The following is a 19,729-nucleotide window of genomic DNA, read 5'->3' on the forward strand; positions in this document are numbered from 1 at the left end:
TTGCTCCTCATTATAGCATAAATCCAAAATATCTTAATAGGTTTATGAAAGAAAATTTAGATAATCACAGACTTAATTATTTTCAATCCAGTATCTTCTAACCCAAACTTTGTCTTCTTCAATATATACTTTATTCTCTAAGACACCACCGTTATTTTCAATCACACTAGCTGAACCTAGATTATCATCATCACATGTCAATAACACTGGATCAATATGATACGTTTTAGCAAGTTTCAATCCTTCTTTCAACATCAGGCTGCCATAACCTTTTCGCCTTTCAGAAGGTGCAACCGAATAACCAATATAGCCACCTATTTTAGTTAAATAGTCATTTAATTCTAGTCTTAAATTTAATAATCCTAAAACCTTTTTGCTGTCATTATTCACCAACATATACTCAATACATGGAACAAAATTTTTATTAGGTATTGTTTCTTTATTTTCTGATAATTTTAAATACTCCAGCCAGCCATTAATCGTTTCGAATTCAGCAAGTAGACTTGATCCATGTACGAACTCCGAAAATTCAACCTGATATGCTAAAATTCCCTTTTCAAAATCCATACTCGGTTTTATTAAACTAATATTTTCTACCATCAAAAAACGCCTCCTAGTTTTCCTATTATCATACCATAGGAAAACTAAAAGGACGTTGCCAACTAACTAATTAATTTTAATCCAACTGCTGCAAACAAAATTAAGCCGATAAAGAAAAGACGTTTAGGGTCCTTAGGCTCTTTGTAGAAAATAATTCCTAAAATAGCCCCTCCAGAAGCCCCGATTCCGGTCCATACCGCATAAGCCGTACTCATCGGCAAACTTTCAATTGAATAAGAAAGAAGGATGAAACTTAAGCCAAACATCGCAATTAATTTAGCCAAGTTTTTCTTTGATTTTTCTGTCACATACTGATTAATACTATTAACACCCAGCATTTCAAAAACTCCTGCGAATACTAAACTAATCCAAGCCATACTATTTTGCCTCACTTTCTTTTTTATCGTCAGATGATAATTTTAACCCCATCACTCCGATTAATAAAATAACTAAAAATACAACTGTCATTATATTGACTGGTTGCTTAAAGACAAAAGCATCCATTAAAATAGTTCCTGTTGTTCCAAGTCCAACGAATACTGCATAGACAGTTCCTACTGGTAATTTTTCCCCTGCTTTAATCATTAAATAAAAACTCACCATAATTGCGATGATCGTTCCTCCCCATTCTAATGGGTTTGATGCGTGTTTTAGACCTACAACCCACATCACCTCAAAAACTGCTGCAACTAAAATTAAAAACCAACTACGATTCATACCAATCTCTCCTTATAATTTAAAATTTACACAAAAAAGCCTGAGAAATAAAAATCTCCCAGGCTTTTATCCTTCCGTGTACGTAGGATTGATTACCTACGGGCTTACTCTCGGTCCAGACTAATCAAATGATTACGGAACCCTAGTAAGTACTTTTACTATTAGTATCATTAGATTATAGCAACTCAATTATAAAAGTCAACTATCTCGTTTGATATTTCGTATAATCTTGAATATGTAAAATATCTTGTGCATTCTTCACGCGTTCTTGAGTAGGTGGATCGATTCCTTCTAAAGGATACGTTAAACCTAACTCTTCCCATTTATAGCGTCCCATTGTATGATAAGGTAAAATTTCAACTTTATCTACATTGTTCAATGTTTTGATAAAAGCATCTAAACGAACTAAATACTCATCATAGTCACTTCTAAAAGGAACTAAGACATGTCTAATCCAAACTGGTTTGTTAATATCAGATAAATGTTTTGCCATTTCTAAAATATTATCATTCGGATTTTTTGTCAATTTTTTATGTTGTTCATTATCAATATGTTTAATATCAAATAATAATAAATCTGTATATTTCATTAGTTCATCAAACTGACTAATAAATGGTTCTTCATAAGTAAACGGTCGGCCACAGGTATCAATAGTTGTATGAATGCCATGAGCTTTGGCTTTTTTAAATAAATCAGTGATAAATTCTGGCTGTAAAAGTGGTTCGCCACCGCTAATCGTGATGCCACCTTTTTCGCCCCAATAACTCTTATAACGCAAAGCTTCTTCTAAAATTTCATCAGTTGTCACTTCACGTCCACCATTGATCTTCCATGTGTCCGGATTATGACAAAACTCGCATCTCATGCGACATCCCTGCATAAATACGATAAAACGAACTCCTGGTCCATCTACAGTTCCAAAATTTTCAGTTGAGTGAATTCTTCCAGTAACTTTTTCTGTCATAACTTTCCATCCCTTATTTTAAAAGAGGCGACCGAAGTCTTCAGCCGCCTCTTCATTATTTATTTTTTATTACATTTTTTCATGAGCAGTTCTTGAAATAACATCTGCTTGTTGTTCTGGAGAAAGGTCGCGGAATTTAACGGCATAACCAGATACACGAATTGTTAAGTTTGGATATTTTTCAGGATGCGCTTGAGCATCTAATAACAAATCAGTTGTAAATACGTTAACGTTTAAGTGGTAACCACCATTGTCAAAGTATCCGTCCATAACATTACGTAAGTTGTTAACGCGAGTTGCGTCATCTTTACCTAAACCGTTAGGATTGATTGTTTGAGTATTTGAAATACCATCTTGAGCGTTAGTATATTCTAATTTAGCTGTCGAGTTTAATGATGCTAATAAGCCATTTTTCTCACCTAAGAATTTACCATCTTGGTAACTTGGGTTAGCTCCTGGAGCAAGTGGTTTACCTGCACGACGTCCGTCAGGTGTATTACCTGTCGCTTTACCATAAACAACGTTAGAAGTAATTGTTAAAAGTGACGTTGTTGGTGTTGAATTACGGTAAGTATGTTGACGTTTAATTTGAGTCATGAAATATTCTAGAATCCAGTTAGCCATTGCATCTGCTTCAGCATTGTCATTTCCATAAGTTGGGAATTCATTTTGAGGCACATAATCAACTGCTAAACCATCTTCATCACGGATTACTTTGACGTTACCGTGTTTAATTGCCATAACACTATCAGTTGCATGAGAGATACCAGCAATACCTGTAGCGAATGTACGTTTTAATTCAGATTCCATAAACGCCAATTGTGGCGCTTCATAAGCATATTTATCATGCATGAAATGAATCACATTTAATGTATTAACATATAATTCTGCTAACCAATCCATGATATCTTTATAACGTTCCATGAATTCATTATAATCTAATGTTTCACCTGTCATTGGACGGTATTTAGGTCCAACTTGAGCTTTTGTTTTTTCATCCACACCACCATTGATAGCGTAAAGAACAGCTTTAGCTAAGTTAGCACGAGCACCAAAGAATTGCATATCTTTACCCATTACAGTTGCAGATACACAACAAGCAATGGCACAATCATCTGATCCCCAGTTAGCTCTTAATAAATCATCATTTTCAAATTGGATTGAAGAACTTTCTTTTGCAATATGTGAAGCAAATGTTCTGAATCCTTCTGGTAAATGAGATGAATATAAAACTGTTAAGTTTGGTTCTGGAGATGGTCCCATATTTACTAATGTATGTAAGATACGGAAATCATTTTTAGTTACTAATGAACGTCCGTCAACCCCCATACCAGCGATTGATAAAGTAGCCCAAATTGGATAGCCAGAGAATAATTGGTTATATTCTGGTGTACGAGCAAATTTAACCATACGTAATTTCATGATTAAATGATCAATCATTTCTTGAGCTTCGTTTTCAGTAATAACACCATTTTCTAAATCACGTTGGATGTAGATATCTAAGAAGGCAGAAACACGTCCAATTGACATTGCTGCACCGTTTTGTGATTTAATAGCTGATAAGTAACCAAAATAAGTCCACTGGATTGCTTCTTGAGCATTTTTAGCTGGAACTGAAATATCAAAGCCATAATAAGTTGCCATTTCTTTAATAGAATTTAAAGCTCTTACTTGTTCAGCAATTTCTTCTCTTAAACGGATAACGTCATCAGTCATTACTTTGTTACCAGTATTGGCTTGGTCTTCTTTTTTCTTAGCGATTAAAAAGTCAATTCCGTATAAAGCTAGACGACGGTAATCACCGATAATACGTCCACGTCCGTATGCATCTGGAAGTCCAGTAATAATTTTATTTTTACGAGCTGCTCTCATTTCAGGAGTGTATGCGTCAAAGACACCTTGGTTATGTGTTTTTCTCCAATCAGAGAAAATTTTTGTCATTTCTTCATCAGTTTCGTAACCGTTAGAAACTAAAGCATTGTTTGCCATGTTAATACCACCATAAGGCATAAACGCTTGTTTCAATGGCACATCCGTTTGTAAACCAACAATTTTTTCTTCTTCTTTAATCAAATAACCAGGTTCATGTGAAGTAATTGTAGCAGGAATATTACTATCCATGTCGTACACACCATTTTTTTCATGTTGTACTTCGAATAATTCTTGTAATTTTTCCCATAATTTTTCAGTACTTTCAGCAGCTGGCTCTAAGAAACTGTCATCACCTTTGTACTCAGAGTAGTTTTTTTGAATAAAATCTCTAACATCCACGCTTGTACGCCATTTGTCGCCTTTAAATCCATCCCAATGTCCCATTATTGAGAGCCTCCTTAAAATTGTTGTTTTTAATTTTTTATTTCGTTTATGTTTTACATGCTCAGTATAACACAAAAACACCTCAATGCAAGTGTTATAGTGAAAAAAAGGGTTAATTTTTATTTTTTATTAAAAATTAACTCTGAAAAGCATTGTTATAAGCTTTTATACAAATTAACTCTTGTTAAAACTGTATCAATTCAATCTGTTTCTGTACTATAACAGAAAGATAAAACCTCCTTTCTGACATATAACAGAAGTGATTATTATTATTTTTTCACTAACTATTCATGCTTAAGTGCTTTAATTAAAAAAACTACGAAACACAAAAATATTCTTGTGTTTCGTAGTTTTTAAAATTTAATTGATTATTCAATAATTTGTGTTGTCACTTCGATTACGCCACCATCAACTTTTTCATCATTAACAAATGAACCGTTAGACTGACGATCATTAATCGCTAAATCCTTATAGTTAATCGCATAAACAGCGTTCGATTCTGTTTGTACTTGTATTATTTGATCTTTTTTATTTTTAATAACAGCAAACACACGATGTGGGTTACTTTTCAGTTCACGAAGCACCATCAACCCTCGTTTTGCTCGACCAAGTTTACTCAACTCATTTACTTTCATTCGTTTTACTGAACCACGTTGAGTTACTAACGTAATAGTACATGTTTCATTCTTCTCTAAAATAAGACCATTCACAACATAATCTTGATCTTTTAGGTTAATCGCTTTAACTCCTGAAGCTTTTGCACCAACTACAGGAACTTCTTCTAAATCATAATATAATCCAAACGCTAAATGGGTCACTAATAAAATATCTTTACTTTGAGTCCCATCAATTAATTCAACAGCTATCACTTCGTCTGTGTCCGTTTTTAATTTCATTCCTAATGTCGGACGACTCTTATAGGTTCGCCAAATGTTAAACTCACTCATGCTAGTCCGTTTAATCATACCTTCTTTTGTCACAAAAACAAATTGAAGATTCTCTCCGATTTCAGCATAAGGGAAAACGGCTATTATTTTTTCAGTCGCTTCAAGAGATGTGATCGTTAACGAGAAATGCTCCCCAACGTCTTTCCACTTTTTATCTGATAATTCATGAACTTGACGATAAATCATGTTTCCTTTGTTAGTCACGATTAAAAGATGGTGATGCGTATTAAGCTGTCCGCTAAAAACTAAGTTGTCTGTTTCCTTCATCTCAATTTGGTCCTCTTTAGAAGCGCTAAACGACCTTAGACTACTGCGTTTAACATAGCCTTCTTTTGTAATACTCACCATTACTTCTTCTTGCGGAATTAAAACAGCCGTTTCAATCGTAATTTCTTGAATTTCTTCTTCTAGTTTAGTCATTCTTGGCGATTGATATTGCTTTTTAACTGCTCTTAATTCTGTTTTCATCACATTTAGAAGTTCTTTTTCATTATTTAAAATCAGCATCAATTTTTCAATTAATTCAGCTAACTCTTTATTTTCTTTTTCTAATGCTGTGATATCCGTATTAGTTAAGCGGTAAAGTTGTAATGACACAATTGCTTCTGCTTGCTCTTCTGTAAAGGCATATGAAGCAACTAAATTCATTTTCGCATCTTTTTTATCTTTACTACCACGAATCGTTGCTATCACTTGATCCAAAATTGATAAAGCTTTGATCAAACCACTAACAATATGTTGTCGGTTTTTTGCTTTTTTAAGATCAAACTCACTACGTTTTCTAATAACTGTTTTTCTATGACTAATATAAGCACCTAAAATGGCTTGTAGTCCTACTTGTTCAGGACGCAAGTTATTAATTGCCACCATATTAAAATTATAATTAATTTGTAAATCAGTATTCTTAAATAAGAAGTTTAGCACAGCATTTGCATCGACTTCTTTTTTTAATTCAACAACAATTCTAAGTCCTGTCCGATCACTTTCATCCCGAACTTCTGAAATTCCTTCTAAACGACGATTCAAACGTAATTCATCCATTTTTTTTACTAAAACAGCTTTATTCACTTCATAAGGAATCTCAGTAATAACAATTTGTTCACGACCAGCTTTTAGTGGTTCAATTGCTGTTTTAGAACGTAGGTTTACTTTTCCTTTACCCGTTTCATAAGCTTTTTTCAATTCTTTTTTCCCTTGCAAAATACCACCTGTCGGAAAATCTGGGCCTGGAATAAATTCCATTAATTTATCTAAAGAGGCATTAGGATGGTCGATTAAATAAACTGCTCCATCAATAACTTCAGCAAGGTTATGTGTTGGTATTTCTGTAGCGTAACCAGCTGAGATACCTGTTGAACCATTAACTAAAAGATTCGGATATTTTGCTGGCAAAACAGTGGGTTCTTTTTCTGTATCATCAAAGTTCCAGACAAAATCGACTGTTTCTTTTTCGATATCAGTTAATAATTCTCCGCTTAATTCTGAAAGTCTAGCTTCAGTATAACGCATGGCAGCAGGTGGATCGCCGTCCATACTACCGTTATTCCCATGCATTTCTATTAAAGGATTGCGCAATTTCCAATCCTGACTCATTCGGACCATTGCTTCATAAATACTACTGTCACCATGAGGATGGTAATTCCCCATAATATTCCCTACAGATTTTGCTGATTTACGAAATGCTTTTTCATATGTGTTACCATCTTTATTCATTGAATATAAAATACGGCGTTGCACCGGTTTCAATCCATCTCGAATGTCAGGTAGAGCTCTATCTTGAATAATGTATTTTGAATATCGTCCAAAACGATCACCCATAATCTCTTCTAGAGTTAACTTTTGAATTCCGTGTCCTTCACTCATTTATCATATCTCTCCTTCATTTCTATTCATCAAACAGATTAATTTCTGGAAAGTTATTATCCGTAGTTCCTGCATTTTCTGTTGGCGTGGTACTTTCTAAAATACTACCATCTTCATCTAGTGAGAATTGAACATTTTTTTCAATCCAACGGCGGCGTGGCTCTACTTTGTCACCCATTAAAGTAGACACACGTCGCTCAGCTTTTTCACTATCTTCTATAGTAACTTGAATCAATGTTCTTGTTTCTGGATCCATAGTTGTTTCCCATAACTGATCTGCATTCATTTCACCAAGACCTTTGTAACGTTGAAGCATGTATCCTTTACCTATATTATTAGTAATTTGTTTCAATTCTTCATCCGTCCAAGCGTACTCAATAATTGCTTTTTTTCCATTACCCTTTTGAACTTTATACAAAGGCGGTAAAGCGATATACACTTTTCCGGCTTCAACTAAAGGTTTCATATAACGATAGAAAAAAGTTAAAAGCAAAACTTGAATATGAGCACCATCGGTATCTGCATCGGTCATAATAATAACTTTATCGTAATTACAATCAGCAATCTCAAAATCTGCACCCACACCCGCACCAATTGTATAAATCATCGTGTTAATTTCTTCATTTTTCATAATATCTTGTAATTTTGCTTTTTCTGTATTAATAACTTTTCCACGTAAGGGTAAGATAGCTTGGAATTTACGATCCCGGCCTTGCTTGGCAGAGCCACCAGCCGAATCCCCTTCGACTAAATATAATTCATTTTTCTTAGGATTTCTTGATTGCGCTGGTGTTAATTTACCAGATAGTAATGATTCACCTTTACGACGTTTTTTACCATTTCGGCTATCTTCACGAGCTTTCCTTGCTGCTTCACGGGCTTCACGAGCTTTGATTGCTTTTCTAATTAGCATCTGAGACATTTCACTATTCTCTTGTAAGTAAAATCCTAATTGTTCGCTGATAACTGTTTCTACAACATTACGAGCAATTGGTGTGCCTAATTTCCCCTTAGTTTGCCCTTCAAATTGTAATAAGTTTTCAGGAATTCTAATCGATATGATAGCTGATAACCCTTCTCTAAAGTCACTACCTTCTAAATTTTTATCTTTTTCTTTTAATAAACTTGCTTTTCTTGCATAATCATTAAACGATTTAGTTAGTGCAGTTCTCATTCCAGCCTCATGGGTTCCACCATCTCTTGTCCTGACATTGTTTACAAAAGATAATGTATTTTCAGAATAACCATCATTATACTGACATGAAAATTCTACCTCTATCCCTTCTTTTTCACCATTAAAATAAATAACTGGCGTTAATGTATCTTTATCTTCGTTTAAATAATCAATAAATTGTTTAATTCCGTCTTCATAAAGAAATACTTCTTCTTGTTCATTTCGTTCATCTTTAAGCGTGATTTTAATCCCCTTAAGTAAAAAGGCAGACTCTCTTAAACGTTCCGCTAATATGTCATAAGAAAAAACAGTCATTGAAAAAATTGTTGGGTCTGGTTTAAACGTAATCAGTGAACCATTTTTCTTTTTAGATGATTTAATTCGTTTTAGTTTTCCATCTGTGTGTCCACCATCTTTAAAATCTATCTGTACTTCTTCACCGTTTTTAACTGTTTCAACATGAACGTAACTTGATAATGCATTCACAACACTTGCTCCAACTCCATGTAATCCACCTGAAGTTTTATAGCCACCTTGCCCAAATTTTCCACCTGCATGAAGTACCGTAAAAATAACTTCCACAGTCGGCTTACCAGATGTATGCATCCCTGTTGGCATACCTCGACCATAATCTCTAACACTAATACTATTATCCTGATGAATTGTTACATCTATCTCATTACCATAGCCAGACAGTGCTTCATCAACCGCATTATCAAAAATTTCAAATACTAAATGATGCAACCCCTTAGAATCTGTCGAGCCTATATACATCCCAGGTCTTTTTCTAACAGCTTCAAGACCTTCTAGAACCTGAATCGACGTATCATCATATTGGTTTTCAATTTTATCTACCATGAAAAAACTCCTTTACATCATTTAAATAGATACTAAAAATATCTAATCACTTCTTTATATAGTACGTCAAAATGATTTTAAGATAAAGTAAATTTTTTAGAACAAAAAAAAACAACTTGATGACAAGTTGGCTTCACCTTTTCATTTCGTCTACTTTTCTATTCTATAATAAATTTTGAAAAGTTGCAAAGCTTTGAAAGAGAATTTTAATTTAAAATACTTTAACGTAGCCCATCAAATATCCATTTTAGCTAAAAAAGGCTTTCCTACTTTCATTTTTAAGTGTATATTTAACTGAGTAGTTATTAAGAAAGGGTGGTCATATGCACCAAGAAAAGAAACCCGTTAATTTAAATGTTTTATTAGGTTCCTTATTTTTAGGATATTTCATGGTATATATCGATAAACTATCTGTTGGTATTTCGATTGTTTCTATCAGTAAAGATTTACCAATGTCAGAAAGTACCAAAGGACTTATTTTAAGTGCTTTTTTTATTGGTTATGCTTTAATGCAAGTTCCAATGAGCTTTGCAATCAATCGTTTCGGAGCTAGAGCTGTCGTTATTACATCAGTAATACTAATCGGTATGTTTGATTTAATTTTTGGAATGAGTCAAAGTATCCAAATGCTTTTAGCTGTTCGCTTACTTACAGGTATGTTTGCTCATTCTGGTTATGCTTCTTCTTCTAGTAAAGAAGTCATCGATAATTTTCCAGTCGAAAAAAGAACGTTTGCAAAAGGAATCTTGATTTCATCATCTGGGGTTGCAGGTGTTTTAGGTCCTATCCTTCTATCTCCAATCATCGAAGTGAAGGGTTGGCGATTTGCTTATAGTATTTTAACGATCGTTTCTCTTATTATAGCTTTGATTATTTCATTTTCAATTCCTAAAAAGGATAAAAAGGGGCTAATTGATCATACAATAAAAGAAAGTGTTTCTATCTTCACCGTTTGGAAGAACCCTACTATTTGGTTTTTATTTATGGCTGCATTTTTTATTAACAATCTTCTGTACGGCTTAAATAACTGGTTACCGACTTTCTTAACTTCTTATCGAGGTGTCACTTTAACACAATCTGGAATGATTAGTTCAGCAGTAGGCGTCTTTGCATTAACCGGTGCGATTGTCGGTGGCTATATTGTCAGTAAATTTTTTCAGCATAAAGACAAACTAGTTATCATTGTAACCTCTATCATTGGTTCGATCTTAGCATTTATTGCTTATTTTGTTCATAAACCCTTTTTATTTATTTTCGTACTTGGGTTTGCAACGTTATTTTTGACCATTGGTTTTGTTACATTAATGGCAATTCCAATGAAAATGTTCGAAGGTGCTCAGTTTGCTCCTAGTTATTCGACTATCGCAACTGGCGGTATAATAGGTGGTGCTGTCGCACAGCTTGCTATCGGTTTTTTAGTTGAACGGAGTGAGACTTTTTTAACTGCATTTATTTATTTTCTATGCCTTGGTCTATTAACATCTGTTAGTTTAATTTTTGTTAAAATTGACTTTAAACACTAAGTTAATATATCAATAATACTCAAATGGAGGAAAAAATAATGTCTAACTTTATTAACCAACAATTAACTAATAAAGATTTTTCCAACGAAAATTTGTCATATTTTGATTTTTCTAATACAATTTGTTGTTCTTGTGATTTTTCCAGTACTAATTTAAAAGGCGCTATTTTTTTGGGAGCTACCTTAAATAATTGCTGTTTTAACCATGCAAATGTTGATCAAACAAACTTTAGACACTCTTTAATTGTAGATTGTCAATTAGATAACTTAAAAAACAAAGAAAAGGCTTTTTATCTAAATTTATCCTGTCCAGAAACTGGCGCATTTATTGCCTACAAACAATGCATGGATTTTAGAATGGTTCAATTACTCATTCCATCAGACGCCAAACGTTCTTCAGCAACAAATAATACGTGTCGTTGTGATAAAGCAAAAGTATTAAGTATTAAAAATATTGATTACACTCAGACTTATGATGATGCACAATCTCTAGTTGATGAAAATTTTATTTACCATCAAGGTGAATGGATTTATTCTGACTATTTTTGCGATAATCGCTGGATTGATTCAACTTATGGTATTCACTTTTATATGACGCGAGAAGAAGCAATAGATTATTTAAAATAAGTGTTAAAAGGGATTGAAACCGACTATTTTGTCAATTTCAATCCCTTTTAATAATATTACTTTTTTAATTTTATATTGGTTGGTTGAGTCGCTTTTATTTGTGGGTATTTTTGCAAATAATCTGATATCAGTTCAGTCATATCAATTGTTATTTCTCTCACAATTTTATCAGGTCCAAACATAAAATAGTCCCCACCACCAACTGCGCGATATTGATTCATCACTACTTCTAAACGATCATCATTTTTCACTTCTTGGCCATTGTAACATAATTGTGTTACACGGCTGCCTTTTTCTTTTGTGATATCAAAACAATAATCAATTCCACTATAAAGATCATAGTTGTAATGCTCAACTTTAGGCTCTAAAAACTCTTTACTTACACATAATTGATTCTCTTGATCCAAATCAAAGTAGCTTGCACATCTTTCTAAAGCCTCTTTCAAGTCCGCTCCAGAAATATTTAAAACAGCGACAGTATTTGGGTAAATATAGTTCGTTACAATATCACGCATGCTAATGCTTTCACCAAAACCAGTGCCATTATTATCAAATAATGCAGTACCTGAGATGTCGACTCCAGTCACTTCTTTTTGGACATCTTGGATGAATTCAATATACGGATGACTATGTATTCTGACGTCCATCGGATCTGTAATTATCATATTACCACTTACCGATCCTTGTGGTTCATCCAGCCAATTCTCGACTTGATCTAATAATGGTAAAAAATGAGTATGCAATTCTTTATTTTCAGTGACTTGTTCCATTTCGATTAAAGAGGCTTTTGAATGAGTGACTTGTCGACTCGTCGCATCATAGTTTAGATCGACACGAGCTAAATATCGGCCTTTATCTCCTGGTTGTGTCACCGGACAAGTTCCTTCATTTAACGTAATTACACGGTGCTGATGTCCTGTTAATAAAACATCAATCCCTTCAACTTCATGAAGAAGTGCGTAACCTTCATTCTCACCTGTTAGAACTTCTGTGGGTTCTCCTGTTTCTAAATCACGTTCAAATCCTCCATGATAACTAACAACTATAACATCTGCTTCTTCTCTTAATTTAGGAACAAACTCTTTAGCCGTTTCTAAAGCTGATTTAAAGATTAAACCTTCAACTGTTTTTGGTTGTTCCCAGTTAGGAATATATTGCGTAGTTAATCCTAAAATCGCTATTTTTACTCCTTCACGCTCAGTAATAATATAAGGACAATTGGTTAAAAATTCACCATTATCCTTTAAAATATTCGCACAAATAATTGGATAGTTTAATTTATTAATAGTATTTTCTAAAAACTCTAATCCGTAATTAAATTCATGGTTGCCTAAAACACCACAATCATAACCCATCTCATTCATAACATCAGCCATAGAGCCTTTTTCAGGGTTTTTAGCTAAAAAATAACTTAATGGTGAACCTTGCAAGAAATCCCCATTATCAATCTTTAATAATGATCCTTCAACTGAATTCTCAATTGTTAGCATTTTTTCTTTAACTTTTGTTAAGCCGAAAGCCAAAGATTGTTCTCTTTTTCTAAAATCTGTTGGATATAAGTAACCATGAGTGTCACTTGTTGATAATATTGTTAACTTCATTGAACTCTCCCTTATCCATTAACTAATTTATTTCTTAATTTGTTAGAAACAACCTCAACAATTAAGATAAGAATGATTAAACCGATTAAAATTGAGCCTACTTGATTCCAACGATATGAGTTCATCGCAAAAATAAGTGGAGAACCAATCCCACCAGCTCCTACTAAACCTAAAATAGTGGCATCCCTTAAATTCATATCAAAACGATAGATTGTTATTGATGAAAAGTTAGCAATTAATTGAGGAATAATGCCAAAACGAATCTTTTCAAATGTTGTACATCCCATTGAATCCATTGCTTCAAGAACACCATGATCAATATCTTCAATGATGTCTACATATAGTTTTGAGACCATTCCAATTGATGTTAGCGACATCGTCATAGCGCCTGCAAATGGTCCTGGTCCTGTCACACGAACAAACATTAATCCGTAAACTAATGCCGGAACTGTTCTAATCACAATAACTAAAAATCTCATGACTAAGTAAACTGGTTTTGGAACAATACTTGGTGCCATTAAAAAAGCGACTGGAATCGAAAGAATAGCTCCAAAAATAGTTCCTATAAATGCAATACAAATTGTTTCAAATAATAAGTAAAAAACACCTTGATTAGTAAAATTCCATAGTAAGTCCATATCGGGTGTTAAAATCCCTTGAATAATCTTACTTGCTATTTTCCAACCGCCTTCATCTACTGCGTTAAATTGAATCGCAGAAAGCGACCAAATAAAAGAACCAACAATAATCGTTGTCAACAGTAAATACTGCATTTTTTTAGAAGGTTCTTGTCTTAATTTTGCTTCTATTGCTTGATTCATTATGTTCTCCTTCATCTATTGTAACTTTTTACGTGCGTATTCACTGATTGTTTCAATAATAGCAACTGTTATTACTAAAACGACTAATATAGTTCCTACATTCGCATATTCGCGCCAACCTAATTGTTCATTTAAAATAATACCTAATCCACCAGCTCCAACATAACCTAAAATTGAAGCATATCTTAAATTACCTTCAAAATTAAAAAGAGTCGTTGATAAAAAAGTAGGTAAAATTTCTGGTACCACTGCATAGCGGAAAGCTTGGAAACGTGTCATACCTAATGATTCCAAGGCTTCAAAAGTTGACATATCTAGTGATTCAATTTGCTCATAGGTTAGTTTTCCAACATAAGCTACAGTGAAAATAAAGATAGCTAAAGTTCCTGCCATTGTACCTAGACCAAAAATAAAAGTGGCAATAAGAGCAGTCACAATTGTTGGTAACGTTCGTAAGATACTAAATAATAGCTTAAAAAAACCTGTAATCATTCGATTATGTACAATATTTGATGAAGCTAACAACGCTAAGGGGATTGAAACAATTGCTCCAACTAGTGAACCTAATAAAGACATTTTAATCGTATCAAAAAGCGGTGCCCAAACTCGATCTAAAAATGATAAATCTGGCGGAAACATTCCTTTCAAAATAACAAAAAATTGCTCTCCACGAGTAATAAGTGCATAAAAATCAAATTTAGTTACTTTCATTGCAATAACAGTAAAAACAAAAAGAATTAAAACTACAAATGGTGTGATTGATGGCTTTTCGATCACCGTTTTTCCATTGCTTAAAGTAATGGTTTTTCCTTTCAATAGTGTTTTCATGTTTATTTACCTTCCTGTTCATCTTTCAAGTAAATTTTATCTAACACGTCTTGTGTAACTTTATCTGAGGGACCATCATAAACAATTTCACCTTTACGAATACCAATCACACGATCAGCGTATTCTAAAGCTAAGTCCACATGATGAATGTTGATTAAAACAGAAATATTTAGATCTTGATTAATTCGTTTAAAATCGTCCATAACAACTTTTGCTGTCACAGGATCAAGTGCTGCGACTGGCTCGTCAGCTAAAATAACTTCTGGTTTTTTTGCTAATGTTCGTGCTAATGCTACACGTTGTTGTTGGCCACCTGATAGTTGATCCACACGAATATACGCTTTATCTAAAATGCCAACATTGTCTAAACTTTCTAAAGCAGTAATTTTTGCCTCTTCTGGGAAAACCCCTAATAATCTTCTCCACCAAGATAATTCAGGTACCGCTGAAATTAAAACATTTTTTAAAACTGAGGCACGTGTAATCAAGTTGAACGATTGGAAAATCATTCCAATGGTTTTTCTGAAATCACGTACTTCTTTTCCCTTAATATTTTTAACATCTGTTCCATTCACCATTAAAGTACCATCTGTAATATCGTGCATCCGATTAATGCAACGAATTAATGTTGATTTTCCAGCACCTGATAAACCAATAATAGCAACAAACTCACCTTGCTCAATTTCTAAATTAATGTCTTTTAGTCCAACATATCCATTCGGGTATTTCTTTTGGACATTATCAAATTTAATCATAATATTCCTTTCTTAAAAATAAACTGTCGCTATTTTTACATAGCCACAGTTTATTCATCTCTATCAAAAAGAGGCATTTATTTTTTAGTTGATTCTTGAATCATCTTTTGAGCTTTACGTTCATTGTCGTAATCTTTAGATGTTGATTCTTTATAACCTTCATGACTGTAAATCTCGATAACTTTTTTACCTTCTTCAGTTTTTCCGATATTGATAAATGCTTTTTGTAAAGCTTTTTTCAAATCATCATCCATCACCTTAGAATTTTTACTAACAGAAATTGTATCATTATAAATAGCTGGTGTTACGCCAATAACGTTGGTTTCATCCCAGATACCTTTTTCACGGTTATATTCTTTTGTCCAATTCTTTTCAAAATCACGACGAGCATCTGCATAAGCTAATACAACATCAACTTGACCTGATGCCAAACGAGCAAAGGCACTACCGTAAGAATCAGATTGAACGATATTTTTTAACTCAGATAAGTTTTTGTCAAAGTTTTCTTTCATCCATAAACTCGGGTAAATATAACCAGCTGGTGAAGAAGAACTCATTACACTCCAAGAAGCCCCATTAACATCTTCCCAAGATAATTCTTTTCCTTCATTAACTTTTTTAGCTAATGCTTGTCCTTTTGATGAAGGCCCAGCAATCATAAGCGCACGATATGATTCAGCTTGCTTATCTGTTGGTTTTGTTGGCTTATTATCATTCCAATCTTTTGCTTTATCAGAATCAATTGAAAGACCTGCACGAGTTGCAGTTAATAGTACTTCAGCACCATCATCATATAATACATATGTTCCACCTGGTATAAATCCAACATCTAATGTTCCAGATGATAACGACTCACCCACAGCTTCAAAGTTGGTACCTACTGTAATATCGATGTTCTTAACGTCATATCCTTCTTTTTTCAACTCTTCTTGTAGCAAGTTTTTTAAAGGATCTGTAGCAGAAACAATTTCTTCTGGGTCACGTGAAGGAACGAATCCAACTGATAATTTATCAATTGACTTTGAACCATCTGAATTTTTTTTGTCTCCATCTGATTTCCCACCACATGCAGTCAACGTTACAACCAATGCTAAAACGCCAGCATACTTAAATACCTTCTTAAACAATAATATTTCCCCCTAAAAAGCTTTATTATGTACATTTTGTACTGCATTGAGTATATCATCAGTTATTCTATAATTCTATGAATTACATGATTTAAACCTATATTTTACATTTATAATACCTATTATTTATTCTTTATAACAATTAAACGGATTTCCCTAAACTTTAACTCATTTAACATTCATTTTTTTAATTAAAATGCCATTTTATTTTGTAAGACTTTGGTCTGATTTCATCAGATACCTGTTGACACCTTATACATCGTCTCGTATAGTATAAGGTGTCAGGAGGGATAATGTTTTGGATATACAATTACGTCGTGGTTTACTTGATTACTGTGTATTAGCTGTTCTTAAAGAAGCCGACTCATATGGATACATGATTATCAAAAAAATGACCCCCATTTTAGAAATATCTGAATCAACTCTTTATCCTATTTTAAAAAGATTAGAAACTAATTCTTTCGTCTCTTCCTATTCAGTTGAGCATAATGGGAGGTTAAGAAAATATTACAAAATAACGACTAAAGGGATTCAAAAACTCATTTCATTTAACGATGAATGGTCTGAAATTGAAAAAGTATATTACTATATAAAAGGAGCTAACGAAGGATGACACAAAATCAATTTATTACTACATTAAGACGTGAACTACTGAAAAGAAATGTTCTCGATACAGAAACACACATCAATTATTATCAAGAAATCATTGCAGATTACATTGAAGATGGCTTTACAGAGGAATCAGCTGTTGCTAAAATTGGTGCAATAGATGATATTGTAGCCACTATTACTAAAGAAAAAAATCAACCCATCGACGTTATACATAAAAATTCAAAAAGTCCTTTAATTTGGACCTTATTAATTATTGGTTCACCGCTATGGTTATCAATTTTATTATCTATTATTTTATTGATTGCTTCAGGTATTATTATTTTATGGTGTCTCCCTTTAACATTAGGTTCTTTAAGTTTTGCTTTTTTACTTACAGGTATCGTGAGTTTAGTGGGGGCGACTTTTAATAGCGGCATTTACTATGTCGTGACACAATTAGGAGTTGGTATCTTCACAGCTGGATTAGGCTTACTTTTATTACTTGGAACAACCTACTCTTCTCAAGTTATTTTTTCATTAACCAAAAAATTAAGTACTCCATTAACTAGAATTTTTAGGCAGAAAGGAAGGCTATTCTAATGAAATATTCCAAAGAATTTAGTAAAAAAATTGTTTTAATTAGTGTGGGAATGATGATTACTGGTTTTGTGGTTACTGCTTTAGGTTTTTCTATGTCTGGAGCAAATTACAAAAAATATCAAACTGACGATAAAAAATGGTATCAAGTTATTTCAATTTTAAAAAATTAATTACACATAAATTTGCTATATTATCTTCTGACTTTCTCTTATTAATTCTATTGTCGCAATAAACCTTTCGTGGTAAAATTACTTTTAACCTAAGGAGGTTTTTTTGTTGAAAGAAGTATTATTTTTAGTGATTGCTTATCTTTTAGGGTCACTACAATCTGGGGTTTGGATTGGTCAACTATTTTATAAAAAAGATATTAGAAATTTTGGCAGCGGAAATACAGGAACAACTAACACATTTCGAGTTTTAGGGAAAAAAGCTGGAACTATTGTTTTATTCATGGATATTTTAAAAGGAACATTAGCCACTTCTCTTCCTATTATTTTTAACTTACCACTTAACCCTTTATGGTTTGGTGTAGCTGCGATATTAGGTCATACATTCCCTATTTTCGGTAAATTCAAAGGTGGAAAAGCCGTAGCTACGAGTGCTGGAATGTTACTTGCATATAGCCCTTTGTTTTTTGTTTATTCGGCTAGTATTTTTATTATTCTACTATATTTGACAAGTATGGTTAGTTTAACAAGTATGCTCAGTGCTTTACTTATCGCAACCTCAACTGTTTTACTACCCATATTTTTCCCTGCTATCTTACAACAACAAGATTGGCTACTCACAATTTTAGCTGCCTCGATTACATTATTTATAATCATAAGACATCGAGATAATATTAAAAGAATAAAAAATGGTACCGAAAGTCGTGTACCTTTCGGATTAAACAAATCAGAAAAAAAATAAGAGCCCAGGCTCTTTTTTTTATTTCATTCTTTCTCATAATAATAAGGAATCAGTCTTATTTTTTTCTGCTGATATTGGTATAATGAAAGGTATAAAGGAGGTTGTACAAATGAATAAGCAATGGGTTAAGTTAATATGCGTTGGTGCTTTATTAAGTTTAAGTTCTGTCAATACTCTAGCTACAGCTAGTGCATCTACAACAAACAGTACAATAACAGATATCACAAAATCAACATCAGAATTCGAAAATTCAAGTTCAGAGATTAGCAATACTGCTAGTGTTAATCAAAGTACAAATAGTAGTACAAGCGAGGAAACACTCAAAAAATCATTAGAAGAAACAACTTTATCTCCTAAAAAACACGGTATTTTATTAAAAGAAAGCAATTCATATTTCGAATCAGCTGAGGATTTAGAAAATAATAAAAATCCGAAAGATTCTCAAATACTCAGTAATCTAATACTTGAGCTAAGCAAAGAAATAGAAACATCAACAAAGGAAGTCTATTATTATTTCGAGGCATCTAATGGTGTGACAGGTTTTATTAATCAAACGGATATCCAAAGAACTGAAACAAATCAATATGCCACTATTCCAAACTCCACTTCATCAACAATTATTTTTAAAGATATAAAATTAACTGAAACAATTGATCCAGTTTTAATACAACAAAAAACTTTCAAAATACAAGAAGAAATTACAGTTAAAGAGACAACTTATTTATCTATCTTTAATTCTAAAGACGAACTTATCGGTTTTGTTAATAAATCAGAGGTTTCACTTTCTGAAACTCCTCAAGGTAGCTATCAGCCACTTGAAAAATACATAAATATCACTAATAACAATCAAGATATTTACCAAAATTTTAATTTTGATAAAAAAATAACACTTCAAATTTTTTAAATAAA

General features: G+C 32.9%; 19 protein-coding genes and 1 riboswitch. Of the genes, 7 read left to right on the top strand and 12 right to left on the bottom strand.

Annotated features, from left to right (window positions below; genetic code table 11):
* Positions 1-72: 72 nt before the first annotated feature.
* From FM121_RS07100 to parE, 7 genes are all read right to left on the bottom strand, one after another.
* Positions 73-600 carry a GNAT family N-acetyltransferase gene (locus tag FM121_RS07100; RefSeq protein ID WP_086951478.1) on the bottom strand — a complete coding sequence of 176 codons (528 nt, stop codon included), beginning with the start codon at positions 598-600 and terminating at the stop codon, positions 73-75.
* 62 nt (positions 601-662) lie between these two features.
* Entirely contained in the window at positions 663-977 is a 315-nt protein-coding gene (locus FM121_RS07105; protein WP_086951479.1) for a DMT family transporter, read from the bottom strand.
* Position 978: 1 nt separating this feature from the next.
* The gene (locus tag FM121_RS07110) at positions 979-1,317 is read right to left on the bottom strand and encodes a DMT family transporter (protein WP_086951480.1); all 339 of its coding nucleotides are present in this window, start codon (positions 1,315-1,317) and stop codon (positions 979-981) included.
* Between the two features lie 53 nt (positions 1,318-1,370).
* Positions 1,371-1,474: riboswitch (guanidine-I (ykkC/yxkD leader) on the bottom strand.
* Positions 1,475-1,519: 45 nt separating this feature from the next.
* The gene (pflA, locus tag FM121_RS07115) at positions 1,520-2,281 is read right to left on the bottom strand and encodes a pyruvate formate-lyase-activating protein (protein ID WP_086951481.1); all 762 of its coding nucleotides are present in this window, start codon (positions 2,279-2,281) and stop codon (positions 1,520-1,522) included.
* A 69-nt stretch (positions 2,282-2,350) separates the two neighbouring features.
* On the bottom strand, positions 2,351-4,597 hold the full coding sequence (gene pflB, locus FM121_RS07120; protein ID WP_086951482.1) for a formate C-acetyltransferase: 2,247 nt from the start codon (positions 4,595-4,597) through the stop codon (positions 2,351-2,353).
* A 368-nt stretch (positions 4,598-4,965) separates the two neighbouring features.
* Entirely contained in the window at positions 4,966-7,407 is a 2,442-nt protein-coding gene (gene parC / locus FM121_RS07125) for a DNA topoisomerase IV subunit A (protein WP_086951483.1), read from the bottom strand.
* Positions 7,408-7,429: 22 nt separating this feature from the next.
* Positions 7,430-9,439: a DNA topoisomerase IV subunit B gene (gene parE, locus FM121_RS07130; RefSeq protein ID WP_086951484.1), complete on the bottom strand. Its 2,010-nt coding sequence runs from the start codon at positions 9,437-9,439 to the stop codon at positions 7,430-7,432.
* A 323-nt stretch (positions 9,440-9,762) separates the two neighbouring features.
* On the opposite strand from parE, the gene FM121_RS07135 reads away from it, so the two are divergent.
* Complete coding sequence (locus FM121_RS07135) at positions 9,763-10,962, top strand: MFS transporter (RefSeq protein WP_086951485.1); 1,200 nt, start codon at positions 9,763-9,765, stop codon at positions 10,960-10,962.
* 38 nt (positions 10,963-11,000) lie between these two features.
* Positions 11,001-11,588, top strand: a complete 588-nt coding sequence (locus FM121_RS07140; RefSeq protein ID WP_179203812.1) for a pentapeptide repeat-containing protein — start codon at positions 11,001-11,003, stop codon at positions 11,586-11,588.
* A 56-nt stretch (positions 11,589-11,644) separates the two neighbouring features.
* On the opposite strand, the gene FM121_RS07145 is transcribed toward FM121_RS07140, so the two are convergent.
* The 5 genes from FM121_RS07145 to FM121_RS07165 all read right to left on the bottom strand — a co-directional run bounded on the left by FM121_RS07145 (position 11,645) and on the right by FM121_RS07165 (position 16,720).
* On the bottom strand, positions 11,645-13,189 hold the full coding sequence (locus FM121_RS07145; protein ID WP_086951487.1) for a bifunctional metallophosphatase/5'-nucleotidase: 1,545 nt from the start codon (positions 13,187-13,189) through the stop codon (positions 11,645-11,647).
* Positions 13,190-13,200: 11 nt separating this feature from the next.
* The gene (phnE, locus tag FM121_RS07150; RefSeq protein WP_086951488.1) at positions 13,201-14,010 is read right to left on the bottom strand and encodes a phosphonate ABC transporter, permease protein PhnE; all 810 of its coding nucleotides are present in this window, start codon (positions 14,008-14,010) and stop codon (positions 13,201-13,203) included.
* A 15-nt stretch (positions 14,011-14,025) separates the two neighbouring features.
* Positions 14,026-14,838 (bottom strand): phosphonate ABC transporter, permease protein PhnE, encoded by an 813-nt coding sequence (phnE, locus tag FM121_RS07155; protein ID WP_179203813.1) that lies wholly within the window; start codon positions 14,836-14,838, stop codon positions 14,026-14,028.
* Between the two features lie 2 nt (positions 14,839-14,840).
* Positions 14,841-15,593, bottom strand: coding sequence for a phosphonate ABC transporter ATP-binding protein (phnC, locus tag FM121_RS07160; RefSeq protein WP_086951489.1), 753 nt, complete (start codon positions 15,591-15,593; stop codon positions 14,841-14,843).
* A gap of 77 nt (positions 15,594-15,670) precedes the next feature.
* Positions 15,671-16,720, bottom strand: coding sequence for a phosphate/phosphite/phosphonate ABC transporter substrate-binding protein (locus tag FM121_RS07165; RefSeq protein ID WP_086951490.1), 1,050 nt, complete (start codon positions 16,718-16,720; stop codon positions 15,671-15,673).
* A 298-nt stretch (positions 16,721-17,018) separates the two neighbouring features.
* Here FM121_RS07165 and FM121_RS07170 point away from each other — a divergent pair, with 298 nt between their 5' ends.
* From FM121_RS07170 to FM121_RS07185, 5 genes are all read left to right on the top strand, one after another.
* Entirely contained in the window at positions 17,019-17,333 is a 315-nt protein-coding gene (locus tag FM121_RS07170; RefSeq protein ID WP_086951491.1) for a PadR family transcriptional regulator, read from the top strand.
* A complete protein-coding gene (locus tag FM121_RS07175) occupies positions 17,330-17,911 on the top strand; it encodes an HAAS domain-containing protein (RefSeq protein WP_086951492.1) in 582 nt (193 codons plus the stop codon). The genes FM121_RS07170 and FM121_RS07175 overlap by 4 nt, the downstream gene beginning before the upstream one ends.
* Complete coding sequence (locus tag FM121_RS14445; RefSeq protein WP_179203814.1) at positions 17,911-18,081, top strand: hypothetical protein; 171 nt, start codon at positions 17,911-17,913, stop codon at positions 18,079-18,081. The genes FM121_RS07175 and FM121_RS14445 overlap by 1 nt, the downstream gene beginning before the upstream one ends.
* 106 nt (positions 18,082-18,187) lie before the next feature.
* A complete protein-coding gene (gene plsY, locus FM121_RS07180) occupies positions 18,188-18,820 on the top strand; it encodes a glycerol-3-phosphate 1-O-acyltransferase PlsY (RefSeq protein WP_086951493.1) in 633 nt (210 codons plus the stop codon).
* A 109-nt stretch (positions 18,821-18,929) separates the two neighbouring features.
* The gene (locus tag FM121_RS07185; protein WP_179203815.1) at positions 18,930-19,724 is read left to right on the top strand and encodes a GW dipeptide domain-containing protein; all 795 of its coding nucleotides are present in this window, start codon (positions 18,930-18,932) and stop codon (positions 19,722-19,724) included.
* The last annotated feature ends 5 nt before the right edge of the window (positions 19,725-19,729 follow it).

The sequence above is a fragment of the Vagococcus fluvialis bH819 genome (genome assembly GCF_900163795.1).
Lineage (GTDB): Bacteria > Bacillota > Bacilli > Lactobacillales > Vagococcaceae > Vagococcus > Vagococcus fluvialis_A.